Here is a 26,808-nt window from a genome sequence, read left to right on the forward strand (position 1 = left end):
TTCACATTGCTATTTTCCCTGACCAAAACGCCAAAAAACATTATTTTTATATTTTTCTAAATTATCAGAGAAAAATAAATTTTATATTCTATAATATTTTACGTATAATTATCCTTCTCTTGTTAACATAAAATGCAGGTCTCTTCATATTAAAAGTATGTAGGTTAAAATGAGTGCAATGGCTATGAAAGTATGTTACGATACACTTTGCTAAAAATAGATATCGGTAAAGAGGGGACAGATATGACAGCAATTCACTCAAAAAGTGGGCCAACTGAGAAACTAAGTTTATTCCTATTAACATGGCCTATTTTTCTAGAAGTTTTTCTTTTTATGTTGATGGGGATCGCTGATACTTTTATGTTAAGTGCACTATCAGACGATGCTGTATCTGGGGTTGGTGCAGCGAATCAATATCTCCATATCGCTATTTTGGTACTAGAAGTAATCGGGAACGGCGCTGCAATCGTCGTATCTCAATACCTCGGTTCCAAACGTTTTATGGAAGCATCTAAAATATCAGCATTAGCCGTCACATTAAATTTAGTGGTCGGACTCGTTATAAGCGCCTCTTTTCTTTTATTTTCAAAACATATGATGATGGCAATGAATTTACAAGGTGATGTACTAACGTATGCACAAAGCTATTTATCCATCGTCGGAGGAGCTATTTTCCTTCAAGCTATTATTAACTCATTAGCCGCAATTATCCGTGTTCACGGCTTTACAAAGCAGGCAATGTTCGTTTCGCTTGGAATGAATATTATTCATATCGCTGGAAACTACGTACTTATTTTCGGGAAATTCGGTTTCCCTGAACTTGGTGTACAAGGGGCCGCGATTTCTTCCGCTGTCAGTCGACTACTGGCACTTATTGTGTTCTTCTGGTTACTATACCGCGTTATGGAATACCGTGTGAAATTACAATATTACTTCACTTTATCAAAAGAATACGTTGGCAAAATATTAAAGATCGGCATTCCATCTGCATTCGAACAAGTCATGTATCAAGCTTGTCAAATTGTCTTCTTATATTACGCAACATACTTAGGTACAGAATCATTAGCAGCAAGGCAATACGCTACTAACATTTCTATGTTCACTTATTTATTCGCTATTGCAATCGGTATGGGAACAGCAATTATTATCGGGCGCCTCGTTGGCGGTGGTGAAAAAGACGAAGCGTATGAACGCGTATGGAAAAGTGTAAAGTGGGCGATTGGTGTCACTTTATGTATGGTCGCTCTCGTTATTACATTCCGCACACAATTAATGGGACTATTTACAGATAATCCGCACATTATTACATTAGGTGCGTCAGTTCTTTTACTTAGTATACTACTTGAAACGGGACGTACGATGAACATCGTCATTATCAATTCACTTCGTGCAGCTGGTGATGCAAAATACCCAGTTTTAATCGGTGCATTCTCTATGGTGTTAATGAGTTTACCACTCGGTTACTTTTTCGCCTTCCATTTAGATATGGGGCTCGTTGGTATTTGGCTAGCGATTGCTATTGATGAATGGACGCGTGCCATTATTATGTTCTTCCGCTGGAGAAGTAGAGCGTGGGAACGTTATGCACTTGTTAAACCAAATGAGCAAGATGAGAACGTTTCTGTTCAGGCGCAGTAAAATAAAGTGTTTCTAAATGAAGAAAAAGGTGGCTGGATTTCAGTCGCCTTTTTCTTCATTCTCGGAAACTCTTACTTTGCTGTCTTTAAACAAAAAAAGAACTTGGATAAAATCTTTTTATACTATATTAAGTTTAACTAGTATAAAAAAGTAGAGCCATCCTTCTGTAATAGAAGAATGACTCTACTTTTTTATTGATAGATTTCTTTATATTTCTTATACTCCGCTTCAGAACATAATACGAAATGTCCTGGGCGAATTTCACGCATCGTTGGTACTTCGCTACCATAATCATGCTGAGTTGGATCGTATACGATACGTTTACGATTGCGCTCATAATCTGGGTCTGGAAGTGGAATTGCTGATAGTAGTGATTTTGTATATGGATGCATTGGATTCTCATATAACTCTTCACTTGTTGTCAGCTCAACGATTTGACCACGGTACATTACACCGATGCGATCACTAATGTATTTTACCATCGATAAATCATGGGCGATGAATAAGTATGTTAAACCTTTTTCTCTTTGTAACTGTTTTAGTAAGTTTACAACCTGCGCCTGAATCGATACGTCAAGTGCTGAGATTGGTTCATCCGCAATGATAAATTCAGGTTCTACAGCTAGCGCACGAGCGATACCGATACGTTGACGTTGTCCGCCTGAGAATTCATGCGGGAAACGGTTCGCGTGTTCTTTATTTAAACCAACTGTATTTAACAGCTCGTGAACACGGTCCATACGCTCTTTTTTGCCTTTTGCCAGTCCGTGAATATCAATACCTTCTGCAATAATATCCCCTACTGTCATACGAGGATTTAATGATGCATATGGATCTTGGAAAATCATTTGCATTTTACGGTTGAACTTCTTAAGTTCTGCGCGTGATTTTTTACCATGTACATTTTCACCATCGAACAACACTTCACCGGCAGTTGCATCGTATAAACGAATAATCGTTCTTCCAGTTGTTGACTTACCACAACCAGATTCTCCTACAAGTCCAAATGTTTCACCGCGGTAAATATCAAATGAAATATCATTAACTGCTTTAACAACACCACCACTCACATCAAAGTGTTGTTTCACATTTTTTACTTCAATTAATTTCTCACGTTGTTTAGTCATGTTGTTCACCTGCTTTCATTTGAAGAATACGTTTTTCAACAACTGCTGGTGGTTTTACTTCTGGCGCTTGCTCGTGAAGTAACCAAGTTGCCGCATAATGTGTATCACTTACTTTAAATAAAGGTGGTTCCATTTCAAAATCAATTTTCAGCGCCTGCGGGTTACGTGGTGCAAAGGCATCACCCTTTGGCGGTTTCAATAAGTCAGGAGGCGTTCCTGGAATCGCATATAGTTCGTCCTCTGAACCATCTAAGCTTGGCATAGATGCGATTAAGCCCCATGTGTATGGATGTTTTGGATTGTAGAAAATTTCATCAACAGTTCCAATTTCAACAACTTTACCAGCATACATAACCGCAACTCGGTCTGCAACGTTTGCCACTACACCTAAATCATGCGTAATGAAAATGATTGCTGCTTCTGTTTTTTGCTGAATGTCCTTCATAAGTTCTAAAATTTGCGCCTGAATTGTAACGTCTAGCGCTGTTGTCGGCTCATCGGCAATTAATAATTTCGGATTACAAGCTAACGCCATCGCAATAACTACACGTTGTCTCATACCACCTGAGAATTGGTGAGGATATTGTTTTAAGCGCGCTTCTGGATTTGGAATACCTACAAGGTCGATTAATTCTAAAGCAACTTTACGTGCATCTGCTTTACTCATCCCTTGGTGTTTAATAAGACCTTCCATAATCTGATTACCAATTGTCATCGTTGGATTTAATGATGTCATTGGATCTTGGAAAATCATCGCAATATCTTTACCGCGTACTTGCTGCATTTCTTTTTCTGTTAGTTTCGTTAAGTCACGACCTTCAAATACGATTTCACCGTTTTTAATACGTCCTGGAGGATTCGGAATTAATCCCATTAACGCTTTAGAAGTAACTGATTTACCAGAACCAGATTCTCCTACAATCGCCAATGTTTCTCCTTTTTTTAAATCAAAAGTAACGCCGCGTACAGCTTGTACTTCACCTGCATGTGTATCAAAGGAGACTTGCAAATCTTTTACCTCTAGCAATGTTTTCATTTTTACTTCTCCCCTCTTTTACTTACGCATTTTTGGATCTAACGCGTCGCGTAATCCGTCTGCCATTAAGTTGAATGCTAAGATTAACATACTGATGACAACCGCTGGGATGAACATCATATGTGGATACGTTTGAATTGATTTATAACCATCGTTTACAAGAGAACCAAGTGATGCGAATGGTGGCTGAATGCCTAGTCCGATGAAGCTTAAGAATGCTTCACCAAATACCGCTGTTGGAATTGTAAACATTGTCATTACGATAATTGGTCCCATTACGTTCGGAATTAAGTGCTTCACAATTAACTGTGTATTTGTTGCCCCTAATGTACGAGATGCTAATACATATTCTTGGTTTTTTAATTTTAGGATTTGTCCACGAACGATACGCGACATCCCTATCCAACCTGTAATTGCCATCGCGAGTGTAATCGACCATATACCTGATCCCATAATGATTACCATTAAAATAACGATGATTAAGTATGGAATACCGTTAATAATCTCCATAATACGTTGCATAATATTATCTACCCTGCCGCCATAGAACGCTGAAATACCTCCGTATGCAACCCCGATTACTAGATCAATCGCTGCTGCTAAAAGAGCGATATATAATGATACACGTGTACCTTCCCATGTTCTTGTCCATAAATCACGGCCAAGATCATCTGTACCAAACCAGAAGTACTCTTTAATATCACGTTTTTCATATTGGTCAACACCATATTGATCTGTACCGTCAAATGGTAGCCAATGAATATTTTCAATCACTGGAATTTTCGGTGGCATTTTCGCACGACCTAAATCCTGCTCTTTATAAGAATGCTTACTTACCATCGGTCCTATAATTGCTAGTAGTACAATAAGCATTAATAATATGAAACCAAACATTGCACCTTTATGTTGGAACAAACGTCTTCTTACATCTTGCCAAAACGTTAAGCTTGGACGGGCAATGACTTCATTATCAACATTACTTTGATTGGCTGGTTGAAATAAATCTGGAGATAATTTTTGTACATCTTTCATCATTTTTTCCCTCCCGCTAAACGAATACGAGGATCAATAATTCCGTATAAAATATCGACAATGAAAATAACTAAGATGAAGATCGCACTATAGAAAATTGTAGTTCCCATAATAACTGTATAGTCATTTACTGTAATCGATTTAACGAATTGTTCCCCAAGTCCAGGTACAGCGTAAATTTGCTCGATAACTAGTGTCCCTGTAATTAATCCTGCAACCATTGGTCCTAAAATTGTTACAACTGGAATTAATGCGTTACGAAGTGCGTGCTTGATAATGATAACGCCTTGGCTAATTCCTTTCGCTTTCGCTGTTAAAATGTAGTCAGCTTGCATAACCTCAATTAACTCTGCACGAGCGAAACGTGCGATTGTTGCGATAACTGCCATCGATAAGGCAATTGTAGGCATTACTGTAAACTCAGGTCCTTTCCAGAATGCTACTGGGAACCAACCAAGTTTTACCCCTACGAAATATTGTAGTAATGCGGCGAATACGAATGATGGTACCGACATCCCGAGTACGGAAATTATTGTCGCCCCATAATCGACCCACGTATTGTTACGAAGTGCCGCAACGATTCCTAAAATTAATCCGATAAATGTTCCTAATATAATCGCTTGTAAACCAAGTTGTGCTGATGGTCCAATACGATCCACAATCATATCTGTTACTGGGCGGTTATCATATTGGAATGATACCCCTAAATCACCTTTTGCTAAGTTACCTAAGTAACGTGCATATTGAACTGGTACCGGATCATTTAAACCATATTTTTCAAGAATGATTTCTTTTTGTGCCGGTGATAGTTTCTCCTGGTTTTTAAGCGGAGAACCCGGAAGTAATTTCATCAAAAAGAAAGTCAGTGTAGTAATTAAAAATAATGTCAAAGCCATGTACACGAAACGTTTTAATACATAACGTCCCATAGTCAAGCACCTCCCCGTTTTTCTCAAAAGCAATAAGATAGTTTGAAATATTCTTACTTTTATTTTTTTAAAATAAGAGCACATGCCCATCATAGGCATATACCCTTGTAAACGATGGAAAAAAGATTATTTTTGTTCAACAGATGCCCATTTGTAAGTTAATTTACCACCATAGTTAATTGGGATAATATCTTTTACGGCACCTTTTACCACATATGCTGAACCTTTTTGGAAGATCGGAGTAATAACTGCATCCTCTTTAATTAATATTTTCTCTACTTCTAAAAGGTTGTTCCAGCGAGCTTGTAAATCTTTTGTATCTGTTTTTGCTTTTAGAATTAGCTCATCATATTTCGGATTAGAATATCCTGTTTTATTTTGTGAACCATTCGTAACAAACATATCTAAATATGAGACTGGATCTGGGAAGTCTGGACCCCAAATACCAAACGCCATATCATATTCTTGAGAGTCTTCTAACTTATTTTTTTGTGCGAATGGCTGCTGTTTAATTTTGATCGTTAAACCAGGTAAGTTCTTTTCCATCTCACCTTTTAAGAATTCGCCAATTTTTTTCGCATCTTCATTATCGAAGCTTAAGAATTCTAGTTCAATTTTATCAGTGCCAAGCTCTTTCTTTGCTGTTTCCCAAAGTTTTTTCGCTTCTTTTGAATCCGTTTCAACTAGATTTCCATTTTCAGCACGGAAGTCTTTTTTATTCGGACCTTCAGCGAAATCTTTTCCAACAAATCCGTAAGCACCGATTGCGCCGTTGTTTAAAATAACTTTTGCAATGTTATCACGGTCAAAGGACATTGAAATTGCTTTTCTTAAGTTTTTATTACTCAAATACTTATTATTTTGATTAAATCTTAAGTAGGCAACTCCAGCTTCTTTTCGTGTTTGGAACTCTGGAGTTTGTCTAAATTTATCAACAAATTCTGAAGATAGAGCCGCACGATCAATCGAATTTGTCTCATATAAATTTACATCAGTCGATGTATTTTTCACAATATTGAAATTTATTTCTTCGATTTTAACCGTCTTGTTATCCCAATATGATGGGTTCTTCTTAAATTGGAAGCTTTGTTCATGTTTCCAATCACTCATAACGAATGGCCCGTTATATAATGTTGTATTTGCCTCTAAACCAAACTTATCACCTTGTGATTTCACAAAGTTCTCATTTAGTGGGTAGAACACCGGATAAACCGTTAAATCAATAAAGTAAGGAACGGGATTGTCTAATTCCACTTCTAATGTATAATCATCAATCGCCTTTACACCTAATTGGTCAGCAGGTAATTCTTTTTTATGAATTTTTTCTGCATTTTTAATATCGAACATAATGTATGAATACGTCGCTTTTGTATCTGGATTTACTGCTCTTTTCCATGAATACACAAAGTCTTTCGCTGTTACAGGTTCCCCATTCGACCATTTCGCATCTTTTCTTAACTTAAATATGTATTTCTTTCCATCATCTAGCTTTTGGACATCTTCAGCAATCCCAGGCATTCTCTTTTGATCTTTGCCAGTACGATATAAACCTTCCATCGTATTATTTAATGCTGTTGAAGATGCAGAATCTGATGCTAACGATGCATCCATTGATGGAATTTCAGATAACTCTGTTAAATTAAGAATCTGTTTTCCGTTACTACTACTAGTAGTGTTTTCTTTTCCTTTTGCTTTAGCGTCCTCTTTCTGGTAGCTACACGCGCCAAGCAACATACTTGCAGTTAAAGTTGATGCAAGTAATAACGGTATCTTTTTCTTCATGTTGTGTTGCCTCCCCTAATTGCACTTACTGTACCCTCACTTGTAGAAAAACAGAATTGAAAGAATAATCTCCAAGTTTCTACAATTTTCATTATACATATAATATGACGATTGTGAATATAGTTTTTTGTTTTTTTGTTAAAATTTTTAATAAATTATTTATTTTTTTATTTTTTTGTAAAGAAATACGTTAACATTGCTACCATCATCTTGAAATTAGGGCTTCAATTGCGTATAATTTTCAAAAAATTATTTATATTACTTATTATAACTTTTATAGTATAATAATTCTAGTAATATTTTGACGGAGGGGAATATTTTGAATAAAGTTTTTTTTCATACTTGTATACTATTTTTTGTAGCGATAATCGCTTCTAGTGTTGGCGCATTCCTCGTTTCATCTCAGTTTTTGTTGAATTTTGTCAACATCTCATTCTATATCTCATTGTTTTTTATTCTTATAGGTGGTTTTTTATACATATTTCAAAATGGATTTTTTAACGTAACAATTTACGCATTCCAAAGAGTATTTGGTACGAACAAAAAAATTGACTCTTTAATTGAAGAAGCAGAGGAACCTACCGATAAGAAAGAGCGTATTTATAAAACATATTCATTCAAATGGACGTATCCGATTTGTATTACTGGTATCGTACTTGGTATGTTCTCGACTCTCATTAGCTTTACTATTTTGATGTAGTTTGCAAACGCTATTCCATATGATATAATAATCAGCAAAACATTTTGTTATAAAACTTTAGTTCTTTCATATTAAAAGGGCTCAGTTAACAATAAATAATTTTATATGTATGCGATGATAAAGAAGAGTACATATTGAGGCAATTTCAGAGAGCTTGTGGCTGGTGTGAACAAGTAATTGTGCAATATGGAATGGGCTTTTGAGCACCAAACCGAACCGTAAGTAGTAGGCTTTGGCGTTATATCCAGACGTTATTATGGATCTGAGAGATTTCACAACAGTGAAATAATTAGGGTGGTACCGCGGTCCATTCGTCCCTATGTAATTTGGGATGAATGGGCTTTTTTGTATGCCTTCTCTTCCCTATCACACATTCAAATTTAGGAGGAATTACTTATGTCAGTTATCTTTTCTGGTATTCAGCCAAGTGGAACAATTACACTTGGAAACTATTTAGGAGCTATGAAGCAATTTACAGAGCTTCAAAACGAACACGACTGTTATTTCTGCATTGTAAACCAACATGCAATTACAGTACCTCAAGATCCAGTACAACTTCGTAAAAACATCCGCAGTCTTGCTGCACTATATGTTGCATGCGGCATCGATCCTGAAAAAGCTACTTTATTTGTACAGTCAGAAGTACCAGCACACGCTCAACTAGGGTGGATTATGCAATCAGTTGCTTACGTTGGAGAATTGGAGCGCATGACACAATATAAAGATAAAGCTTCTGGTAGAGATTCAGTTCCGGCTGGATTACTTACGTATCCACCATTAATGGCTGCTGATATTTTACTTTACAACACTGAAATCGTGCCGGTTGGTGATGACCAAAAGCAACATATGGAATTAACACGTGATCTAGCAGAGCGTTTCAACAAACGCTTCCGTGAAGTGTTCACAGTTCCTGAAATTCGCATTCCAAAAGTAGGAGCTCGTGTTATGTCATTAACAGAACCTACGAAAAAAATGAGTAAATCTGATCCAAATCCAAAATCAATGATTAGTATGCTTGATGAGCCAAAAACAATTGAAAAGAAAATTAAAAGTGCTGTAACTGACTCTGAAGGTATCGTGAAATTCGATAAAGAAAATAAACCTGGTATCTCTAACTTATTAACAATCTATTCTTCATTCTCTGGAAAAACAGTTGAAGAAATAGAAGCAATGTATGAAGGAAAAGGATATGGCGACTTCAAAGGCGACCTAGCACAAGTAGTCGTAGAAGCAATTCGCCCAATCCAAGACAAATATAACGAACTAATCAGCTCCCCAGAACTAGACGAAATTCTAGACAAAGGTGCAGAAAAAGCAAACCGCGTTGCATTCAAACAACTACGCAAAGTAGAAAACGCAATGGGATTGAGTAGAAAACGTAGGTAACTTATAAAGCGGAAGCGGCTCGCTTAGAATGTGAGGGGGATGGAGCTCCTGACGTAGAGGCGCTTTTTGCCTCGCAGGAAGGCGCGAAGCCACCGAACATTCTTGCCAACTCCATAAAAAAAACCGCCAATTGGCGGTTTTTTTAATTTACCTTCTGCTCATTTTCCATTTCCCATAGCTTTTCAAAAAACGGCTGTCCTTTTACAAGGCGCTCGCATAATTGTTCGTGCTTCTCAGACCATCCAGTTTTCGCTTCATCATAAAGTTTAGCCCAAATATCTTCAAATTCCATATGTTGAACCATTCCGTATGCTGATGGATCCCACTCTGTGAACCAATAGCGAATTTCAGCTGGATTTTTCGTTGTATGTAATTGATCTAACGCCATAAATAATAATTGTTTTAGCTGTCTTTCTTTACGAGTCAAGCCATTCATAATGAAAGGCGATGGTGATAAAATATGATGTTCTTTTTCAATTTCTTCTACCTGGAACTCATACTTTTCCGCTTGCACGTTTTCTACCATCTCATATACCATCTGCTCTTGACGAGGTATAAGCCTACTTTTTCTAATTGGCACATTATAGCCGATTGAATCAATCGCGATAATTCCTTTTCCATCTGTAACTACAAAACAATATTCTTGTTGCAAACGTTCGTGATTTTTACGAATATAAGCCTTATGATGTACGTCTTCCAATAACTTTTGCGGAAGCTCTAACAATTCGTTCTCGATGTAATGATATAATGTGGAATCTACTTTTAATAATGGCACTTGATCTAATAGCTCAATCGTATCATCTTTCCGCCATTCGTAAAAATGACAAACGTTATACCCATTCTCTTCACCTTCAAACCAATTTACCCATACATCATGTAGATATAACATTCACTACCCCTCACTTCACTACTGTTTGTATCAATCATTATGTTCATTTTTGCTTAACTTTATTCCACCTAAGGAAATATATTCTAATTATTATTTTTTCTTCTATAATATAAAAAAACAAGAGATAGCTCTCCTGTTTTTTTATGAAACATGAAATGTATTTGCTTTATTCAATATTTCTTTCGCATCTATAGATAATAAAGAAAGTGTATCTTCTCCTTCAAAAGCTACACAATCTTTTACAATATGGAATCCAAGTGCATAGCCAAGCATTTTCGGATACGGGTGCAGTCCATTTAATACAACATCGTGCTCCCTCGTACCTCTCTTTACATCTATTCGTTTTTGTATTGAATTTTTCCAATAATAAATAGCATCTTCTTTTGAAATGTAAGTAGTCCACGGTGCGCATCTTTTTTCTGTATACCTTTCATATACAGCTTGCTCAGCTAATCCTTCCATAATCATCGTATCAAGTAATGTATACTCTGTTTCTTTCGTCTCAATTTGATGCAATCTACATATATGGTGATATTCATGCGTTAATAGAGCTTTTAATTCCTCTACTGAATTACGCCCACATACGAATAAGAAAATAACGTGACGCATAGATAAACCAGCCTTCCCGTTATACTCTTCTTGTACAGTTCGATTATATGAATCTGATAATAAAATAAAGATAGGAACATCCGGACCTTTTAGCCAACTTTTTAATTTTTCATACTCCATGCTAAGTTCTTTCCAAATTTCTTTTTTCTCTAATTCTTTAATTTCCTGCTCTCCCCGCATTACCGGGCGATACATACCTCTAGAGATTAAAAATCGATACAACCTCTCTTTTGGCAATGGTATATACTTTGTAAATTTCTCACAAAGTTTTTCTGGGCGTCCATAATACAGGTGTAGCCATTTTGCCGTATCAACAACCCCCATCTTCATCCCTCCTTTTTTTATGTATATGCGAAAAAAGGAAAGAGCGTAAAAATAAATAAGGTGTTTTTTCGTAATTTTTTACGAAAAAACACCTTATTTCATCTATTATTTATACGATTTGAATACTAATACTGCGTTATGACCACCGAATCCTAATGAATTACTCAATACCGCGTTTACTTCTTGATGTCTCGCTTCATTTGGTACGTAATCTAAATCACAATCTGGATCTGGCGTTTCATAGTTAATTGTCGGAGGAATCACTCCGTCTGTAATTGTTTTAATAGAGAAGATCGCCTCAACAGCACCCGCTGCTCCTAATAAGTGACCTGTCATTGATTTCGTTGAGCTGATCGCTACTTTATATGCATGCTCGCCGAAAGTTTCTTTAATTGCCATCGTTTCATACTTTTCATTCGCATCTGTACTTGTACCATGCGCATTAATGTAATCAATATCTTCTGGCTTTAGACCTGCATCAGCTAAAGCTTGACGCATTGCACGCACTCCGCCTTCACCGCCAGGAGCAGGCATTGTAATATGGAACGCATCACCCGTTGCACCATAACCAGCAATTTCCGCATAAATATGGGCTCCACGTGCTAATGCGTGCTCTAATTCTTCAAGAATAAGAATTCCTGATCCTTCACCCATTACGAAACCGCTACGGTTTTTATCGAACGGACGGCAAGCCGTCGCTGGATCTTCATTAAATGTTAATGCTTTCGCTGAACTAAATCCAGCAAATGCCATACTTGTTAACGGCGCTTCTGCTCCGCCCGTTATCATCGCATCAGCATCACCACGCTGAATTGCTTTAAATGCATCACCAATTGAGTTTGCACCAGATGCACAAGCCGTTACAGAACAAGTGTTAATTCCTTTTGCTCCTGTAGCGATTGATACTTGACCTGCTGCCATATCTGGAATCATCATTGGTACGAAGAATGGACTCACGCGGCGCGGACCTTTTTCAGTAAAAATCTTAAATTGTTCTTCGTATGTTTCCATACCGCCAATACCAGAACCAATCCATACACCAATTCGAGGTCCGTTTTCTTCTGTAATTTCAAGCTTCGCATCCGCAACTGCCATTTTCGCTGCTGCTACTGCATATTGTGTAAAGCGATCCATACGGCGCGCTTCTTTTTTATCAATATATTTCTCGACTTCAAAGTCGTTAATTTCTGCTGCTACTTTTGCTGGAAACAGTTCTGGATCAATTCTTGTAAGTCGTCCGATTCCAGAGACACCCTTTTTAATGTTTTCCCACGCTGTTTCAACATCTGTTCCGATCGGTGTAACAGCTCCTAATCCTGTAATTACGACCCTCTTTTTTTCCATACAAAATACACTCCTTTTTTTCTCTCAGTCCTTATTTACCCCAACGAAGAGCGACTGCTCCCCATGTTAATCCGCCGCCAAAACCAACTAGTATAATTAAATCACCGTCTTGAATACGTCCATTTTGCAATTCCTCTACCATCGCAATTGGAATTGAAGAGGCCGATGTATTACCGAACTTTTCAATTGTCATACTCATTTTTTCTTTCGGTAAATTTAATCTCTCTCTTGCAGATTCCATAATACGAATATTCGCTTGATGTGGTACTAAGAAGTCCACATCCTCTTTCGTAAGTCCCGCTTTTTCTAACACGCGAAGACAGGAATCACCAAGTTGGCGAACAGCAAATTTAAAGACTTCTCTGCCGTTCATCATAACATACTCGTCTTGATAAAGATGCTTACCGCCACTTCCGTCCGCTCCTAATTCGAATGAAAGTACACCTTTTCCTTCCGAAACAGCTCCCATTACGATAGCACCTGCTCCGTCCCCAAATAGTACTGCTGTATTTCGGTCGTTCCAATCTACAATTTTAGATAGTTTGTCACTACCAACTACTAATACATTTTTATAAGTTCCCGTTTGAATAAATTGCTGCGCTGTAATCATTCCGTACATAAAGCCAGCACACGCTGCACTTAAATCCATTGCAGCTGCATGTTTTGCGCCAATTGCTTCTTGGATTACACAAGCTACTGCTGGGAATGCGCGATCCGGCGTTACTGTTGCAACTAAAATAAGATCGATATCCTCTCCGCTAATCCCTGCATCTTCAAGTGCTTTTTTAGAAGCCTCTACCGCCATATATGAAGTATCTATTGTATCATCGGCAATGCGTCTTTCTGCAATTCCCGTTCTCGTACGAATCCATTCATCAGATGTATCTACGATTTTCTCTAAATCGTGATTTGTGACTACTTTTTCTGGCACATATCTTCCGATCCCTAAAATGCCCACGTTCACATCGCAGCCCTCCGTTTTATATCAATTATTATGACTTGGTACTAATTTTAAAACATAAATGTACTTTTGTCTAGAATATATTTCAGCTAAAAAATAAAGACAGCGTATTACCAACTTTATTTTTCATTAAAAGAAACAAAAAAATCCCTGCCATTTCGAAATACAAATTATTCCATCACCATATCCTTACTTCACTCAAAACAAAAAAGGCCCTTACCGCTTCTACTCACAGCTTGGGCCTCCTCCCCTTCAAAAGACAGGTTAATTCTTTATCAGCTTCCCTTCAAAACTAAGACCTTCTTCTCATCATCGCTCTGGCCTTACCTCGCTCGAAACAAAAAAAGGCCCTTACCGCTTCTACATACGGCTCGAGCCTCTCTCCTTCTCAAAAAAGAAGGTTTCTTTATTCTTTATCAGCTTTCCCAAGCTCATATGCTTCGCCCATTACTTTCATCAATAGCTCTAACACCGGCTGTGCTTTCTCCATATCAAGTGCAATTCCATTATCATCTAAAATTGCCTTAGCTTCTGGTAAATGCTTCATTGCGATTTGTAAAAATTGCATGCTTTTTTCGTTCATATATGCTCTTCCTCTCCAATAAAACTTTCAATTTATAGTCCATACAATAGTGTAACACGTACACTACCCTTCGTATAACTCTTTATACTTTTTCATATGTGCCAATTGTTTATTTAAACCAAATTCTAACGGCGTATTTTTTTTAAGAGAAACAACCTCTACCGCTTCATTTCTTATATCCTCATCTTTTTTGTTTACCTTACCATCTGCATGTAAAAGGCTCATACCTTTTTCCCATAATGCTTCTTTTCCACTAAGTAAATTATATATACCGAGGTGCTTTACATTCATTCCATTTTCCCATAAGTATTCACATACATCTTCAACGTAAAGTAAATCACTTCCTTTTTCTCCACTTATACAACGGCACTCTTTTTCATCAAGTTCTGATAAAATGAGCTGATGATACATCATAAACGACGGTTGCCATGGCCCATATAATGTAGGAACTCGATATGCACTATATTGCAATTCTCCTTTTTTCAACCCTTCTTCCACTTTCGAAAACAGACGTTTGTTTTCGGATTCTTCAGTGCTTCCTATTTCAATAGAAGAAATTAGATTTAACTTTACTTTATTTTTTTCGCACATTCTTACGATTCGTTTTAAATATTGTAATATGACTCTTTCATTCCGAAAGCCACTTTGCTGATTCGGCTCATACAAACAAAAATAAACTGTATCGAAACTCTCTTCCTCTACCGATCGCCATCCGTCTTCATCCCTTATAGAATAGTACGTAAATAACGCATTTCGCCCAATCAACAATAATTTCTCTTCATTAATTTTTGTCATACTATCAAATTCATCAAAATCAAGACCATATACTTCTACTTCTTCTGCAATCATTTTATTCACAAGGTGATAACCTACAAACGTAAGTGCACCTATAATCAGCACGCGTTCCATACCACCAACCCTTTCCCCTTGAAACAAATAGCTCCTCATTTATGTATATGGGAGCTTCACAATTCTTCTTCATATTTTTTAAAGAAATCAGTCGTTTGTCTAACCATTTTATATTTCACATCTTGGAGATGGAATAAGACAGAAGTATCACATTGATTGAATTGCCTCATTTTCTCGTATTTACGTAACAATTGTTTTCTTCCTCTTTTTTCTTGTGTTGATACGAAAATTTTAACCGGTACACACGACGGAAGAAGCGCAAATGATTTCTTATTTATTTTTGATTCTAATTCTTCTTCTTTGGAATCATACGCCAAACTTAATTCTTTCACTAATCTTTTGTAAAAAAACTTATGCTCTTTCTCAAACTCCACATATTCTGGTAAATCTAAACACGGATTTAACATAACGACAGAACGTATACATTCAGGGTATTTATTCATCATCTCAAGTGCTACAAGTGCTCCCATACCATCTGCCATAATGTGCATTTTCGCATTTAACGTCTCTTTTCTTAGTACGACATCATACAAACGTTTCGCTAAACGCACAGCTCGATCGTTTCCCCAATGTCTTCCGTATAAGTTAGATGAAAAGACTGTATAGCCTTTTTCAATAAGGCCCTGTAAAAAATAAGCTCTCCCTGCATGCTGTGTCCATAAACTTGTACCATTCTCAATAAAATAGTTATAATCTCCTAGGAGCATAACAGAAAATCCATTTGGCTTTTCCGGTAAATAAATTACACATGGTTCTTTTTCTAAGTAAAAAAAACGTTCCGTAATACTCATTTTTCCCCCGCCTTATTTTCTAAACGTATAAAAGTACTCTTTTATAATGTATGAACAGAATGCAAATTTGCGTTGAAAAATCTACAAATATTTTTCTATATTCTTTTTTCAATTGTGTTACAATAAGGACAGATTGAACGAATAGAGGTGTAAAATATGCGTTTCATTTGGGCATTAATTTGGTCGTTCGCGCTTGTGCATATGATGAGCTATGTAATCGGCTCTATGACTGGCGGTACATACGATTTTAACCAAGCGTCTATTTTCTCAGTTGTTCTTGCGGTTTTAGTATTAGCGATTTCAGCTGCGATTCCAAACGAGCCAGTAGAACAACACTAAAAAAAGAGTCCGGATTTTATCCGAACTCTTTTTTTATTTCACATGAACGACTAATTCGTTATTTTCTACATCAACTACTACATGACTATTGTCAGTAATCGTTCCTGCAATTAATTCTCTCGCTAATTTCGTCTCAACTTGACGCTGTACATATCGTTTTAACGGACGAGCTCCGTACATTGGATCAAATCCAGCTTCTACAACGAATTCTTTCGCTGCATCTGTTAATTCTACTGTAATGTGACGGTCAGCTAAACGGCCTTGTAGTTCTTTCACAATCTTATCAACAATACCTTTAATTTCATTCGTTGTAAGAGGTTTGAATAAAATAATTTCATCGACACGATTTAAAAATTCTGGTCGGAAATGTCCTCTTAATTGTCCCATTACAAGTTCTCTTGACTCTTCTTTAATAGATCCATCTTCTTTTAGCCCTTCTAATAAGTGAGCAGATCCAATATTTGAAGTCATAATAATAACCGTATTTTTAAAGTCTACTGTACGACCTTGTGAATCTGTAATGCGTCCGTCATCTAACATTTGTAATAAAATGTTAAATACTTCCGGATGTGCTTTTTCGATTTCGTCTAACAAAATAACAGAATATGGTTTACGTCTTACTGCTTCTGTTAATTGTCCGCCTTCCTCATATCCAACATATCCAGGAGGCGCACCAATTAAGCGTGACACCGCGTGTTTCTCCATGTACTCAGACATATCGATACGAATCATTTGCTCTTCACTGTCAAATAACGTTTGTGCCAATGTTTTTGCAAGCTCAGTTTTACCAACACCTGTAGGTCCTAAGAAAATAAATGAACCAATTGGACGATTCGGATCTTTAATACCAGCGCGCGCACGAAGAACTGCGTCTGATACAAGGCTTACCGCTTCTTCTTGACCGATAACACGCTCTGATAAAATTTGTTCTAGACTCAATAATTTCTCACGTTCACCTTCAACGAGTTTTGCGACAGGAATACCAGTCCAGCGTGAAACAATATCTGCAATTTCTTCTTCACTTACTTCCTCACGTAATAAGCGATTCTCTTGTTTATTATGTGCACCCATTTCTTCCGCTTCTTTTAACTCTTTTTCGATAGCTGGAATTTTCCCGTGACGAAGCTCAGCTGCTTTATTTAAATCGTAATTTCCTTCTGCTTCTTCTAACTCACGGCGCAAGCGTTCTAAATGTTCACGTAAGTCACGAACTTTGTGAATATCTTCTTTTTCTTTCTCCCATTTCGCTCTCATACCACTTGCAACTTCTTTTAAATCCGATAATTCACGTTGCAGTACTTTTAGACGTTCTTGACTACCTAAGTCCTTTTCTTTCCCAAGAGCAGCTTCTTCAATTTCTAATTGCATAATACGACGCGTTACTTCATCTAATTCTGTTGGCATGGAATCAATTTCTGTTCGAATTGTTGCGCAAGCTTCATCGACAAGGTCAATTGCTTTATCTGGTAAAAAACGATCTGAAATATATCGATCTGATAAAACGGATGCTGCTACAATTGCACGGTCATGAATATTTACACCGTGATAAATTTCAAAACGCTCTTTTAAACCACGTAAAATTGAAATTGTATCTTCAACAGTTGGCTCTTCTGCTAGTACTTGTTGGAAACGTCTTTCTAACGCTGGATCTTTCTCGATATATTTACGATATTCATCTAACGTTGTCGCCCCGATACAATGTAGTTCACCACGAGCTAGCATCGGTTTTAACATATTCCCTGCATCCATCGCTCCTTCTGTTTTACCAGCGCCGACGATTGTATGAAGTTCATCAATGAATAATAAAATACGCCCTTCACTCTTTTTAATTTCATTTAATACAGCTTGCAGACGCTCTTCAAACTCACCGCGGAATTTTGCTCCGGCCACAAGTGCACTCATATCTAAAGCGAAGATTGTTCTATCTTTTAATCCTTCCGGGACATCTTTTTTCACAATACGCTGTGCTAATCCTTCAACGATTGCCGTTTTACCAACACCTGGTTCTCCGATTAAAACCGGGTTATTTTTCGTTTTACGTGAAAGAATGCGGATTACGCGGCGAATTTCACTATCTCGGCCAATAACAGGATCAATTTTCCCTGCTCTCACTTCAGCCACTAAATCACGGCCATATTTTTCTAACGCTTCATAAGTTGCTTCTGGATTTTGACTAGTCACTCTCTGATTCCCCCGAACTGTCATTAAAGACTGTAATAAGTTATCTTTCGTAATATGAAATCTTGTAAATAATTGATTTATATCGCCTTTTTCTTCAGAAAAAGCAAGCAATACATGTTCGATTGAAATGTAGTCATCCTGCAATTTCTCTGCTTCTTTCCCTGCTCTTACAAGCAGTTGTTGCAAAGCACCTGTTACATATAATTTTCCCGCCTCTGCCCCGCTTCCAGTTACAGAAGGCTTTTTCTTAATTAAACTTTCAGCGCCTTGCTTTAACGCTTCTATATCGACATTCATTTTTTGAAAAATACGTACTGCTAATCCGTCTTGCTGCTCTAATAACGTAAGCAATAGATGAACAGTATCTACTTCTTGATGGTGATGAGATACCGCTAAAGACTGAGCACTCATAATCGCTTCCTGTGTTTTCGTTGTCATTTGATTTAAGTCCATCTTTACCGTCCTCCAAATGTTTGACTTTCTTTGACCTTTGATTTGATTATACGCCAACTTACTTTTTTATACAATAATTTTGCTTATGTATTTCAAACTTATTATTGGAAAATGCAAAAAGTAACATTCATTTTCCTAATCAAAAAAGCCGCAATAACGATTGCGGCTTCTGTTACGGTTTTCTTTTATATGTCCACTGACGGTTATGATTCGTGTTATCTGGAAACTTTTCACCGGCAGTTAATTGTACCATTTGCGGATTTTTCACCATACTTCCCGTTTCACCAATTTCTACGTAAATGCCATCATTTGGCGCTTTTTGCCCTGAACGAAACCTGCGATTTTGTCCCATTTCCATTCTCCTTCCATGACGTCTTGCCTCATTAGTATATCCATTTTAAAAGAAAGCTTTTCTGTCATGTTTAGGAAACAAGTACTACGGTTTACCCATGTACATATATATAATTACACAAGCTTAAGCAGGAATTATTGGCATATTTGTTGAAAAAAAGAAACCAACCTACTTTAGGCCAGTTTCAAAGGAGAGTCAAACATATACGAGAAGATTACATGTTCATTATAAGTCGCATTGTTCAAACAATGTAACCCTTTTCACAAATTGTACATAATGAAAGAAACATTGTTTGAACTTTCTAAAAAGATGTTGACTTTTCCTAATTTCCAACGAGAAATAGTAGACACCACAGCGCTTCGCGACGTAAGATGGATATATAGTGAAACTTTCATCTACAGTAGTTTCACCCAGTCTAACCTCTTATTTCTGCATATTAAAAACGGAAATACAGATAGAAACAAAAAAATTATTATAAGAGGTGAAATTATGAACAAACAACATTTAATCGCATTAGACTTAGACGGAACATTATTAACAGACAACAAAATAATTTCTCCAAGAACTAAAAACACAATTGCAAAAGCAAAAGAACAAGGACATATTGTCGTTATTTCAACAGGGCGTCCATTCCGCGCTAGTTACGATTATTATAAAGAACTTAGCCTTAACACACCAATCGTAAATTTTAATGGTGCTTACGTGCATCACCCACTTGATTCAAGTTGGGGAACACATCACTCTCCTCTTGAACTTTCAACAGCGCAGGAAATCGTCCGAGCTTGCTTTGATTTCGGCGTGAAAAATGTCTATGCTGAAGTCATGGATGATGTGTATGTCCGTGAAATTGATGAAGATAAAAAACATATTTTTGAATTCGGTTCTCCAAAGATTTTCACAGGAGATTTATTAAATATTTTAAACGACCACCCAACTTGCTTATTAATCGATGCACATGACGAGCATTCTACTGCAATTCGCCAGCATTTAACAGATATGCATGCTGAAGTCATCGACCATAGAAAATGGGGTGCCCCATGGCCAATTATTGAAATTGTAAAAAGCGGATTAAATAAAGCTGTCGGATTACAAAAAATTTCAGGCCATTACAATATTCCTAAAGAGCGAATTATCGCTTTTGGTGATGAAGATAACGACTTTGAAATGATCGAATTTGCTGGTCATGGAATCGCAATGGGTAATGCAATTCCTGAATTAAAATCACTCGCAAATCATACGACATTAACGAATGAAGAAGATGGGATCGCTCTATATTTAGAAGAAGTTCTTGGGTTGTAATCTAAAAATTCCCTGCTTATAGTTTCTCGCCAAACGCTCATACTATTATTAGACGCACAGAAGCGCGTCAATTGTTTTCAGCTAAATAAGGGGGTTTTTCGAATGGGTAAAAAGAACAAATCAAAACGTTTTATCCAGCAAGGAGCCGATTCTATTATGAAGCATGATGCAAGATTCCCGTACAGAGGTACATTAGCTGAGGCAGAAAAAGCAAGAAGTAACTCTTCATTTGGAGGGGTTTAAATGGGGAACTTACTATTCCAACAAGCTAGAGACGCTGTTGCAAGTGCCGTTTCTTGTTCAAGTGGCGCTGAACAACAGGAACTCGTTTATAGAGCAAAAAACTCTTTGCACTCCGCTTATGCAAACTCTTCAACCGCTGAAAAAGTTCAGCTACGTGAAATGCAGGAGCAATTGCAAAACATTACGAATTCGCATTAAAAAAGGAGGACCAGCTTTGGTCCTCTTTAATCTTTTCTAAACAATCCAAACACCCCGACCGTTTGCAGTATATTTGTAAATGCACCTGGGTCCACCTGTTTAATAACCCTCTCTAATTCGTACAACTCGTAACGAGTAATAACAATCATTAACATTTCTTTATTTTCATTTGTATAAGCACCTGTTGCTGGTATAGTTGTAATCCCTCTCACTAAACGAGAGTGAATCGCTTTTCTCACATCTCCCCCATTCTTTGTAACAATTAGTGCCGTAATTTTCACGTGACGGGTATGAATCGCATCAATAATTCTCGTTGATACATACAAAGTGACTAAAGTATATAATGCCTTTTCCCATCCATATACGTAGCCAGCAGCGATAATGATAAGTGCATTAAAGAAGAAAAAATACGTACCGACAGGCTTATCTTTTATTTTAGATAAAATCATGGCGATAATATCTAGGCCCCCTGTAGAAGCACCCCACTTTAAAGCAATCCCTACCCCAATCGCTGAAATAATACCACCAAAAATCGCATTCAATATGATATCGTTCGAAACCGCTCTAACTGGGATAATTTCTAAAAACAAAGTCATAAATACAACGCAAAGAAAACTAAAAAATGTAAAAGCCTTCCCAACCTTTTTCCACGCTAAAATAACGACAGGAATATTAAATAAACTAAACAATACACCCGTAGATATGTGAATAGATAAAAAGTCACCTAATATTTGTGATAATAATTGAGATAGTCCAGCAAAGCCACTCGCATATACTTTCGCTGGCGTTAAAAATAAATTCATCCCAATCGCATTTAATAAACCTGCAATAATTACAACGACTAACTTCTTAATAAGTTCGGTATAATTCAGCTTCAAATCCATTTTCTAATCCACCTTTATTATTCATGAATGCACCGCTATACATAGTCTTTACGAAAAAGGAAATGATAAACGTACAACGTTTAGAAATGGAGTTGATACATATGCCACATACGAGCGATAACGACAAAAAAGCACGCGATAATAATGCAAAGCGTACTCAAAAAAATGAACAAGAGCAAAAAAATATTCAGCAAGGAAAACGTGCATATTCTAAGAAAACCGATCACCTTTGATTACATCGTACATCAACATTAATGTTGATGTACTTTTTTTACATTTCACAGGAAAAAAACATTAAAAATTCACTTCATGTTCACTTCTATATTCTACAATAGCGATAACATATTCGGATGAGGTGTTAGCATGAAAGGAAAAAATATATTCATTATCACTGCACTAATAAGTATAATAATGCTATCTGCTTGCGGACAAAAAAATAACTCGGCCACAATCGCCACAACAACCAACTCAACCATTACGAAGAGCGATTTCGAAAAGCAATTAAAAGATCGCTATGGAAAAGACATGCTATATGAAATGGTAGCACAAGATGTTATCACTAAAAAATATAAAGTATCTGATGATGCAGTAGATAAAGAAGTAGAAAAAGCAAAAAATCAATATGGAGACCAATTCAAAGCAGCACTAGAAAATAATCGTTTAAAAGATGAAAAAGATTTCCAAGATCAAATTAGATTCAAACTCGCATTGAATGAAGCGATTAAACAAAGCGTTACAGAAAAAGATGTAAAAGACCACTATAAACCAGAAATTAAAGCTAGTCACATTTTAGTAAGTGACGAAAACGAAGCAAAAGAAATAAAGAAAAAATTAGATACCGGCACTTCATTTGAAGAATTAGCAAAACAAGAATCTCAAGATTCATTATCAAAAGATAATGGCGGAGACCTCGGATACTTCAGAGCAGGAAAAATGACACCTGAATTCGAAAAAGCTGCCTATAAGTTAAAACCCGGCCAAATTAGCAATCCCGTTAAATCACCAAACGGCTATCACATTATTAAACTAACTGATAAAAAAGATTTAGAGCCTTACGATGAAGTGAAAGACTCTATACGTAAAGACTTAGAAGAAGAACGTATTGCCGACCCTTCCTTCGGTCAAAAATTATTACAAGATGAGTTGAAAAAGGCGGATATTAAAATAAACGACAGTGACTTAAAAGATACATTTTCTCATCTTTTTGGGAAAGAGAACTAAAATAAAGCACGATCTTATTTTTCTAAATAAGGTCGTGCTTTTTAATCTTCAATCCATATTTTCAATTTTCACTGAACGCAAAAAGAACTATCTCTTCCCTAATAATTTTAGAGAAAAGATAGTTCTTTTTAGTCCACTTTATTTCTTAAAGTAAGTCCAACCTTCTTCTTGGTAAACCTTCTCTTCTTTCATCAACTTACCAAGTGCACGCTTAAATGCAGCCTTACTCATATTGAAACGTTCTTTAATGTCTTCCGGGTGGCTCTTATCCCAAAACGGCATTGCTCCGCCTCGTTCTTCCATATATGCATAAACTACTGCAGCATCATCTTCCATTCCTTCTTCTTTACGAGGAAGAAGTGAAATGTTAATTGTACCGTCATCTTTCACGTCAATGATACGGCCTGTTACGCGCTCACCGATGCGGACTTGTTCTTTTCTTTCTGTATGGTGTAAGAAAGCACGGAAATGCTCGTCAGTTAGTATGAATGAACCAACTTGAAGTGAGCGATACACACGTCCATTTACGTTTTTATTACGCATAGATGGCGTTGCATCTACGATAATTTCTTGCATATCACTGTCTCTTGCCGGAAGAGCAATTAAACGATCACGATTCGTTAATTTTAACGTACAATATAACTCGTCGCCTTCTTGAGGCCATACTGGCATATAAATCGGAAACTCATCAAGTGGAATTAGTATATCTTTTGATACACCAATATCAACAAACACACCTAAACTAGGAATAACTTCTACAACCTTTACCCAATTCCAATCATGTGTTGTAATAATTGGTTCCTTCATTGTTGCTGAAATACGATTTTGGTGATCAAGGTATAAGAATACATCAATCGTATCGCCTTCTGCAATTTCTCCAGCTAATTCGTTTTTATGTAGGAAGATTTCTTCCTCTTCGTTTCCAACCATATATCCGATTTCCGTTTCGCGTAAAACAGTTACCTGTTCAATCGATCCTAATTGCAAATACATATTTTTTAATTCCCTTCTATATATATAAAGTTATCTTTTTTATCATTCCAAACAAAAGTTAATTATAACACGATTTTTCCTTTATTTGTCCAACTGCCCAAAATTCACTATAATTAAATAAAGACTTTATCTATAGGACTATATTACCCTACGGATGATCCGTCAAAACACTTAATTTGCAACACTCTATCTAATCGATGTATTTTCCGCTATACTTTAATATGTATATTACATAGCCTATTTAGGTGCATGAAAAGATAGAAATTTATTTGGAGGTGCTAACTATGGCAAAAGAGAGTTCTTTTGACATCGTTTCGAAAGTAGAATTACCTGAAGTAACTAACGCAATTAACATCGCATTAAAGGAAATCCAAAACCGATATGACTTTAAAGGTAGTAAAAGTGATATTAAATTAGAAAAAGAAGTACTTGTTTTAACTTCTGATGACGAGTTCAAATTAGACCAAGTAAAAGACGTTCTAATTGCTAAACTTGTAAAACGTAACGTTCCAATCAAAAACTTGGACTACGGAAAAGTTGAAGCTGCATCTGGTAACACTGTTCGCCAACGTGCAACTCTGCAACAAGGTATCGATAAAGATAACGCGAAAAAAATCAACAACATCATTAAAGAAATGAAATTAAAAGTGAAAACACAAGTGCAAGATGACCAAGTACGCGTAACAGCGAAAAGCCGTGATGACTTACAAGCAGTAATCGCAGCCGTTCGCAGCGTTGACTTACCAATCGACGTACAGTTCATTAACTATCGCTAAAAAGAAACCTCCTCTATTCAGAGGAGGTTTTATACTTATTACGAGCAACAAAATATTGCTTTATCCAATGATTTTTCTGGAATGTACACTTTATCATTTTCAATTTTGTATTTAATATTATTTCTCTTAAGAACCGCTGTATCGGCAGAATGAACACTATCGCCCCACTGAACAAATTCCACATCGTCACCGTTGTCCCAAAAATACAAACTTACGAATACGATAAGAAGGCTCAAACATAAAGCGAACAACTTCTTTCTCCTCAAACATCTCACCTCATCTTGAACTGTAAACGGACTACCAAAAGGAAGCGTTATTCATTTCCGTTTCTTTTTAACCGCAATTAAAAAAGTAATAAATAATACGTTCACACCAACTATTAAGGAGATAAATAACCAATTCACACCTGTTTCTTCACTAACTTTATACACGTTCGATTCCTCACGCTTTAAAACGAGATAAAAATCCCCGTTTTCTTCTCTTATAATTTCGTCTTCTAACAAGCCTCTTAACTCTTGTTTTTCACCAATTGCACTTACAGGCAAGGAAACCTTTTGTGTTTCTTTCGTATTATTAATCGCTACTAGTGTTACTTCGTCTTTATACTTCCGTTTTAATATACTCATTCCATCTTTATCATATAGAAGTTCAAACGTACCACGTCGTAAAGATGGTCTCGTTTGTCTAAGTTCACCTAGCTTCGTTATGTGCTGCATAAACTTTTCATCCGATTTAAAATCCATTAATCGTCTATTATCTGGAGCATCCCCTCCATCTAATGCGATTTCAGTTCCGTAATAAAAATTCGGTATCCCCGGGGATGTATATAAGTATGTGAGCGCTAGTTTTAAACGGGACGGCGGGTAATACATATTTTCTTTTGCAATACGTGCAAATCGCTTTGTTTCTTGATTATCTAAAAACGTAGCGAATTCCCCTTCTTTTCCGCTCACATCATATAAAGGTTTCACAGACATATCTGCTTTTGAAAATGACTCTACTATTTTTTTATAGTACTTATTATCTTCCTTTGTCATAATATGAAAATCTTTCTTTATCTTCTGCAAATCCTTTTGCACTTCATCCCAAAAAGCACGTGGCTTTTTTTCACTATATATCACATAACTTCCGTCTAAATCAACTTCCTTTATCCACCATTTCATCGAGTCTATTAATTGTTGTTCATTTTCTTCACATGGAAATTGAAAGACAACTTTCATTCCTTTTTGATGAGCCACTTTTACAAGTTCTTTCACATCATTTTCTGTTCCGAAATGTTCATTTACTTTTTGAAAGTTTCGAACGCCTAATCCATCATACTTTTCACTTTCAAAAAGCGGCGAAAGCATAATAGTAGTAAAACCCATTTCTTTTATGTAATCCAGTCTTTTTATAATCCCTCGTATATCTCCGCCTTGATAGCCTTCTAAATTCCCAACGTCTAACTGTTTGTCATTTTTCGGTTCTCCATTATTGAAACGATCAATCATAATGGAATATATAACTTCATCTCGCCATTCTCTTTTTTCTTCCGCAAAAGTATGTACTGGTACAAACAAAATAACAGCTAAACAAAAACAAATGAATAGTTCCTTAGTCCATATTTTTTTCACACGCATCCCCCAAACTTCTAATTGTAAGAATATTATACCAATTATTAGAACAAATCGCATACGTTGATTTTATCCCTCCAAAATACCTAATGTAAGGTTTTCTAACATCACACAAAAAAGTTTTCTGAATTTTTAGTTGATTTTTCTTTTTATTTCGAATATGATATGAAACATAACAAGACGATGTTATTTTTTCTAACATCATAGGAGGAGAGA

General features: G+C 36.5%; 28 protein-coding genes and 1 other annotated feature. Of the genes, 10 read left to right on the forward strand and 18 right to left on the reverse strand.

Annotation, left to right across the window (positions count from 1 at the left end):
* Positions 1 to 192 precede the first annotated feature (192 nt).
* On the forward strand, positions 193 to 1,638 hold the full coding sequence (locus MRBLBA3_RS17180) for an MATE family efflux transporter (RefSeq protein ID WP_363382537.1): 1,446 nt from the start codon (positions 193 to 195) through the stop codon (positions 1,636 to 1,638).
* A 191-nt stretch (positions 1,639 to 1,829) separates the two neighbouring features.
* On the opposite strand, the gene MRBLBA3_RS17185 is transcribed toward MRBLBA3_RS17180, so the two are convergent.
* From MRBLBA3_RS17185 to MRBLBA3_RS17205, 5 genes are all read right to left on the reverse strand, one after another.
* Entirely contained in the window at positions 1,830 to 2,765 is a 936-nt protein-coding gene (locus MRBLBA3_RS17185; RefSeq protein WP_000166341.1) for an ABC transporter ATP-binding protein, read from the reverse strand.
* Positions 2,758 to 3,801: an ABC transporter ATP-binding protein gene (locus tag MRBLBA3_RS17190; protein WP_000854345.1), complete on the reverse strand. Its 1,044-nt coding sequence runs from the start codon at positions 3,799 to 3,801 to the stop codon at positions 2,758 to 2,760. The genes MRBLBA3_RS17185 and MRBLBA3_RS17190 overlap by 8 nt, the downstream gene beginning before the upstream one ends.
* 18 nt (positions 3,802 to 3,819) lie before the next feature.
* Positions 3,820 to 4,836 (reverse strand): oligopeptide ABC transporter permease, encoded by a 1,017-nt coding sequence (opp3C, locus tag MRBLBA3_RS17195; RefSeq protein WP_044741198.1) that lies wholly within the window; start codon positions 4,834 to 4,836, stop codon positions 3,820 to 3,822.
* A complete protein-coding gene (gene opp3b / locus MRBLBA3_RS17200; protein ID WP_000534165.1) occupies positions 4,833 to 5,762 on the reverse strand; it encodes an oligopeptide ABC transporter permease in 930 nt (309 codons plus the stop codon). Before opp3b ends, opp3C begins: the two co-directional genes overlap by 4 nt.
* 126 nt (positions 5,763 to 5,888) lie before the next feature.
* Positions 5,889 to 7,544: a peptide ABC transporter substrate-binding protein gene (locus MRBLBA3_RS17205; RefSeq protein ID WP_044741197.1), complete on the reverse strand. Its 1,656-nt coding sequence runs from the start codon at positions 7,542 to 7,544 to the stop codon at positions 5,889 to 5,891.
* A 319-nt stretch (positions 7,545 to 7,863) separates the two neighbouring features.
* Here MRBLBA3_RS17205 and MRBLBA3_RS17210 point away from each other — a divergent pair, with 319 nt between their 5' ends.
* Positions 7,864 to 8,244 carry a DUF3899 domain-containing protein gene (locus tag MRBLBA3_RS17210; RefSeq protein ID WP_001044983.1) on the forward strand — a complete coding sequence of 127 codons (381 nt, stop codon included), beginning with the start codon at positions 7,864 to 7,866 and terminating at the stop codon, positions 8,242 to 8,244.
* 105 nt (positions 8,245 to 8,349) lie between these two features.
* Positions 8,350 to 8,566 (forward strand) — a binding site (T-box leader).
* 74 nt (positions 8,567 to 8,640) lie between these two features.
* Positions 8,641 to 9,630, forward strand: a complete 990-nt coding sequence (gene trpS, locus MRBLBA3_RS17215) for a tryptophan--tRNA ligase (RefSeq protein ID WP_000110997.1) — start codon at positions 8,641 to 8,643, stop codon at positions 9,628 to 9,630.
* A gap of 142 nt (positions 9,631 to 9,772) precedes the next feature.
* Here the strand turns inward: trpS and MRBLBA3_RS17220 are convergent, their stop codons facing one another.
* From MRBLBA3_RS17220 to MRBLBA3_RS17250, 7 genes are all read right to left on the reverse strand, one after another.
* Positions 9,773 to 10,519: a YjbA family protein gene (locus MRBLBA3_RS17220; RefSeq protein ID WP_000966130.1), complete on the reverse strand. Its 747-nt coding sequence runs from the start codon at positions 10,517 to 10,519 to the stop codon at positions 9,773 to 9,775.
* A 141-nt stretch (positions 10,520 to 10,660) separates the two neighbouring features.
* On the reverse strand, positions 10,661 to 11,452 hold the full coding sequence (locus tag MRBLBA3_RS17225; RefSeq protein WP_000539312.1) for a DUF2268 domain-containing protein: 792 nt from the start codon (positions 11,450 to 11,452) through the stop codon (positions 10,661 to 10,663).
* 105 nt (positions 11,453 to 11,557) lie between these two features.
* Positions 11,558 to 12,796 (reverse strand): beta-ketoacyl-ACP synthase II, encoded by a 1,239-nt coding sequence (fabF, locus tag MRBLBA3_RS17230; RefSeq protein WP_000412642.1) that lies wholly within the window; start codon positions 12,794 to 12,796, stop codon positions 11,558 to 11,560.
* Positions 12,797 to 12,827: 31 nt separating this feature from the next.
* Positions 12,828 to 13,760 (reverse strand): beta-ketoacyl-ACP synthase III, encoded by a 933-nt coding sequence (gene fabH / locus MRBLBA3_RS17235; protein ID WP_001100550.1) that lies wholly within the window; start codon positions 13,758 to 13,760, stop codon positions 12,828 to 12,830.
* Between the two features lie 403 nt (positions 13,761 to 14,163).
* A complete protein-coding gene (locus tag MRBLBA3_RS17240) occupies positions 14,164 to 14,340 on the reverse strand; it encodes a ComZ family protein (protein ID WP_001003333.1) in 177 nt (58 codons plus the stop codon).
* Between the two features lie 63 nt (positions 14,341 to 14,403).
* Positions 14,404 to 15,276, reverse strand: a complete 873-nt coding sequence (locus MRBLBA3_RS17245; RefSeq protein ID WP_142953924.1) for an NAD-dependent epimerase/dehydratase family protein — start codon at positions 15,274 to 15,276, stop codon at positions 14,404 to 14,406.
* A 29-nt stretch (positions 15,277 to 15,305) separates the two neighbouring features.
* Positions 15,306 to 16,040, reverse strand: coding sequence for a hydrolase (locus MRBLBA3_RS17250; RefSeq protein WP_000028694.1), 735 nt, complete (start codon positions 16,038 to 16,040; stop codon positions 15,306 to 15,308).
* Positions 16,041 to 16,196: 156 nt separating this feature from the next.
* On the opposite strand from MRBLBA3_RS17250, the gene MRBLBA3_RS17255 reads away from it, so the two are divergent.
* Positions 16,197 to 16,379: a YjzD family protein gene (locus MRBLBA3_RS17255; RefSeq protein ID WP_001211112.1), complete on the forward strand. Its 183-nt coding sequence runs from the start codon at positions 16,197 to 16,199 to the stop codon at positions 16,377 to 16,379.
* A gap of 33 nt (positions 16,380 to 16,412) precedes the next feature.
* On the opposite strand, the gene clpB is transcribed toward MRBLBA3_RS17255, so the two are convergent.
* Positions 16,413 to 19,013, reverse strand: a complete 2,601-nt coding sequence (gene clpB / locus MRBLBA3_RS17260) for an ATP-dependent chaperone ClpB (protein WP_363382544.1) — start codon at positions 19,011 to 19,013, stop codon at positions 16,413 to 16,415.
* A gap of 172 nt (positions 19,014 to 19,185) precedes the next feature.
* Positions 19,186 to 19,365: a YjzC family protein gene (locus MRBLBA3_RS17265; protein ID WP_000531422.1), complete on the reverse strand. Its 180-nt coding sequence runs from the start codon at positions 19,363 to 19,365 to the stop codon at positions 19,186 to 19,188.
* A 489-nt stretch (positions 19,366 to 19,854) separates the two neighbouring features.
* Here MRBLBA3_RS17265 and MRBLBA3_RS17270 point away from each other — a divergent pair, with 489 nt between their 5' ends.
* The 3 genes from MRBLBA3_RS17270 (at position 19,855) to MRBLBA3_RS17280 (ending at position 21,105) form a co-directional block, all read left to right on the forward strand.
* Positions 19,855 to 20,664 (forward strand): Cof-type HAD-IIB family hydrolase, encoded by an 810-nt coding sequence (locus tag MRBLBA3_RS17270; protein WP_001041223.1) that lies wholly within the window; start codon positions 19,855 to 19,857, stop codon positions 20,662 to 20,664.
* Between the two features lie 102 nt (positions 20,665 to 20,766).
* Entirely contained in the window at positions 20,767 to 20,907 is a 141-nt protein-coding gene (locus MRBLBA3_RS17275) for a hypothetical protein (protein ID WP_000516818.1), read from the forward strand.
* Positions 20,908 to 21,105: a DUF3813 domain-containing protein gene (locus MRBLBA3_RS17280; protein WP_000527405.1), complete on the forward strand. Its 198-nt coding sequence runs from the start codon at positions 20,908 to 20,910 to the stop codon at positions 21,103 to 21,105. It abuts the gene before it with no gap.
* Between the two features lie 26 nt (positions 21,106 to 21,131).
* Here the strand turns inward: MRBLBA3_RS17280 and MRBLBA3_RS17285 are convergent, their stop codons facing one another.
* On the reverse strand, positions 21,132 to 21,989 hold the full coding sequence (locus tag MRBLBA3_RS17285; protein ID WP_000364457.1) for a YitT family protein: 858 nt from the start codon (positions 21,987 to 21,989) through the stop codon (positions 21,132 to 21,134).
* Between the two features lie 101 nt (positions 21,990 to 22,090).
* On the opposite strand from MRBLBA3_RS17285, the gene MRBLBA3_RS17290 reads away from it, so the two are divergent.
* Positions 22,091 to 22,222 (forward strand): DUF3941 domain-containing protein, encoded by a 132-nt coding sequence (locus MRBLBA3_RS17290; RefSeq protein ID WP_001120851.1) that lies wholly within the window; start codon positions 22,091 to 22,093, stop codon positions 22,220 to 22,222.
* 130 nt (positions 22,223 to 22,352) lie between these two features.
* A complete protein-coding gene (prsA, locus tag MRBLBA3_RS17295) occupies positions 22,353 to 23,210 on the forward strand; it encodes a peptidylprolyl isomerase PrsA (RefSeq protein WP_097811519.1) in 858 nt (285 codons plus the stop codon).
* 138 nt (positions 23,211 to 23,348) lie between these two features.
* Here the strand turns inward: prsA and MRBLBA3_RS17300 are convergent, their stop codons facing one another.
* Entirely contained in the window at positions 23,349 to 24,203 is an 855-nt protein-coding gene (locus MRBLBA3_RS17300) for a CvfB family protein (protein WP_000281277.1), read from the reverse strand.
* A 284-nt stretch (positions 24,204 to 24,487) separates the two neighbouring features.
* On the opposite strand from MRBLBA3_RS17300, the gene MRBLBA3_RS17305 reads away from it, so the two are divergent.
* Positions 24,488 to 24,979: a YajQ family cyclic di-GMP-binding protein gene (locus tag MRBLBA3_RS17305; RefSeq protein ID WP_001051113.1), complete on the forward strand. Its 492-nt coding sequence runs from the start codon at positions 24,488 to 24,490 to the stop codon at positions 24,977 to 24,979.
* A gap of 38 nt (positions 24,980 to 25,017) precedes the next feature.
* Here the strand turns inward: MRBLBA3_RS17305 and MRBLBA3_RS17310 are convergent, their stop codons facing one another.
* On the reverse strand, positions 25,018 to 25,245 hold the full coding sequence (locus MRBLBA3_RS17310; RefSeq protein WP_033658172.1) for a hypothetical protein: 228 nt from the start codon (positions 25,243 to 25,245) through the stop codon (positions 25,018 to 25,020).
* 51 nt (positions 25,246 to 25,296) lie between these two features.
* Positions 25,297 to 26,652, reverse strand: coding sequence for an alpha-amylase family glycosyl hydrolase (locus tag MRBLBA3_RS17315; protein ID WP_001213050.1), 1,356 nt, complete (start codon positions 26,650 to 26,652; stop codon positions 25,297 to 25,299).
* Between the last annotated feature and the right edge of the window lie 156 nt (positions 26,653 to 26,808).

Source organism: Bacillus sp. LBA3-1-1.1 (assembly GCF_040676495.1).
Taxonomy (GTDB): domain Bacteria; phylum Bacillota; class Bacilli; order Bacillales; family Bacillaceae_G; genus Bacillus_A; species Bacillus_A nitratireducens.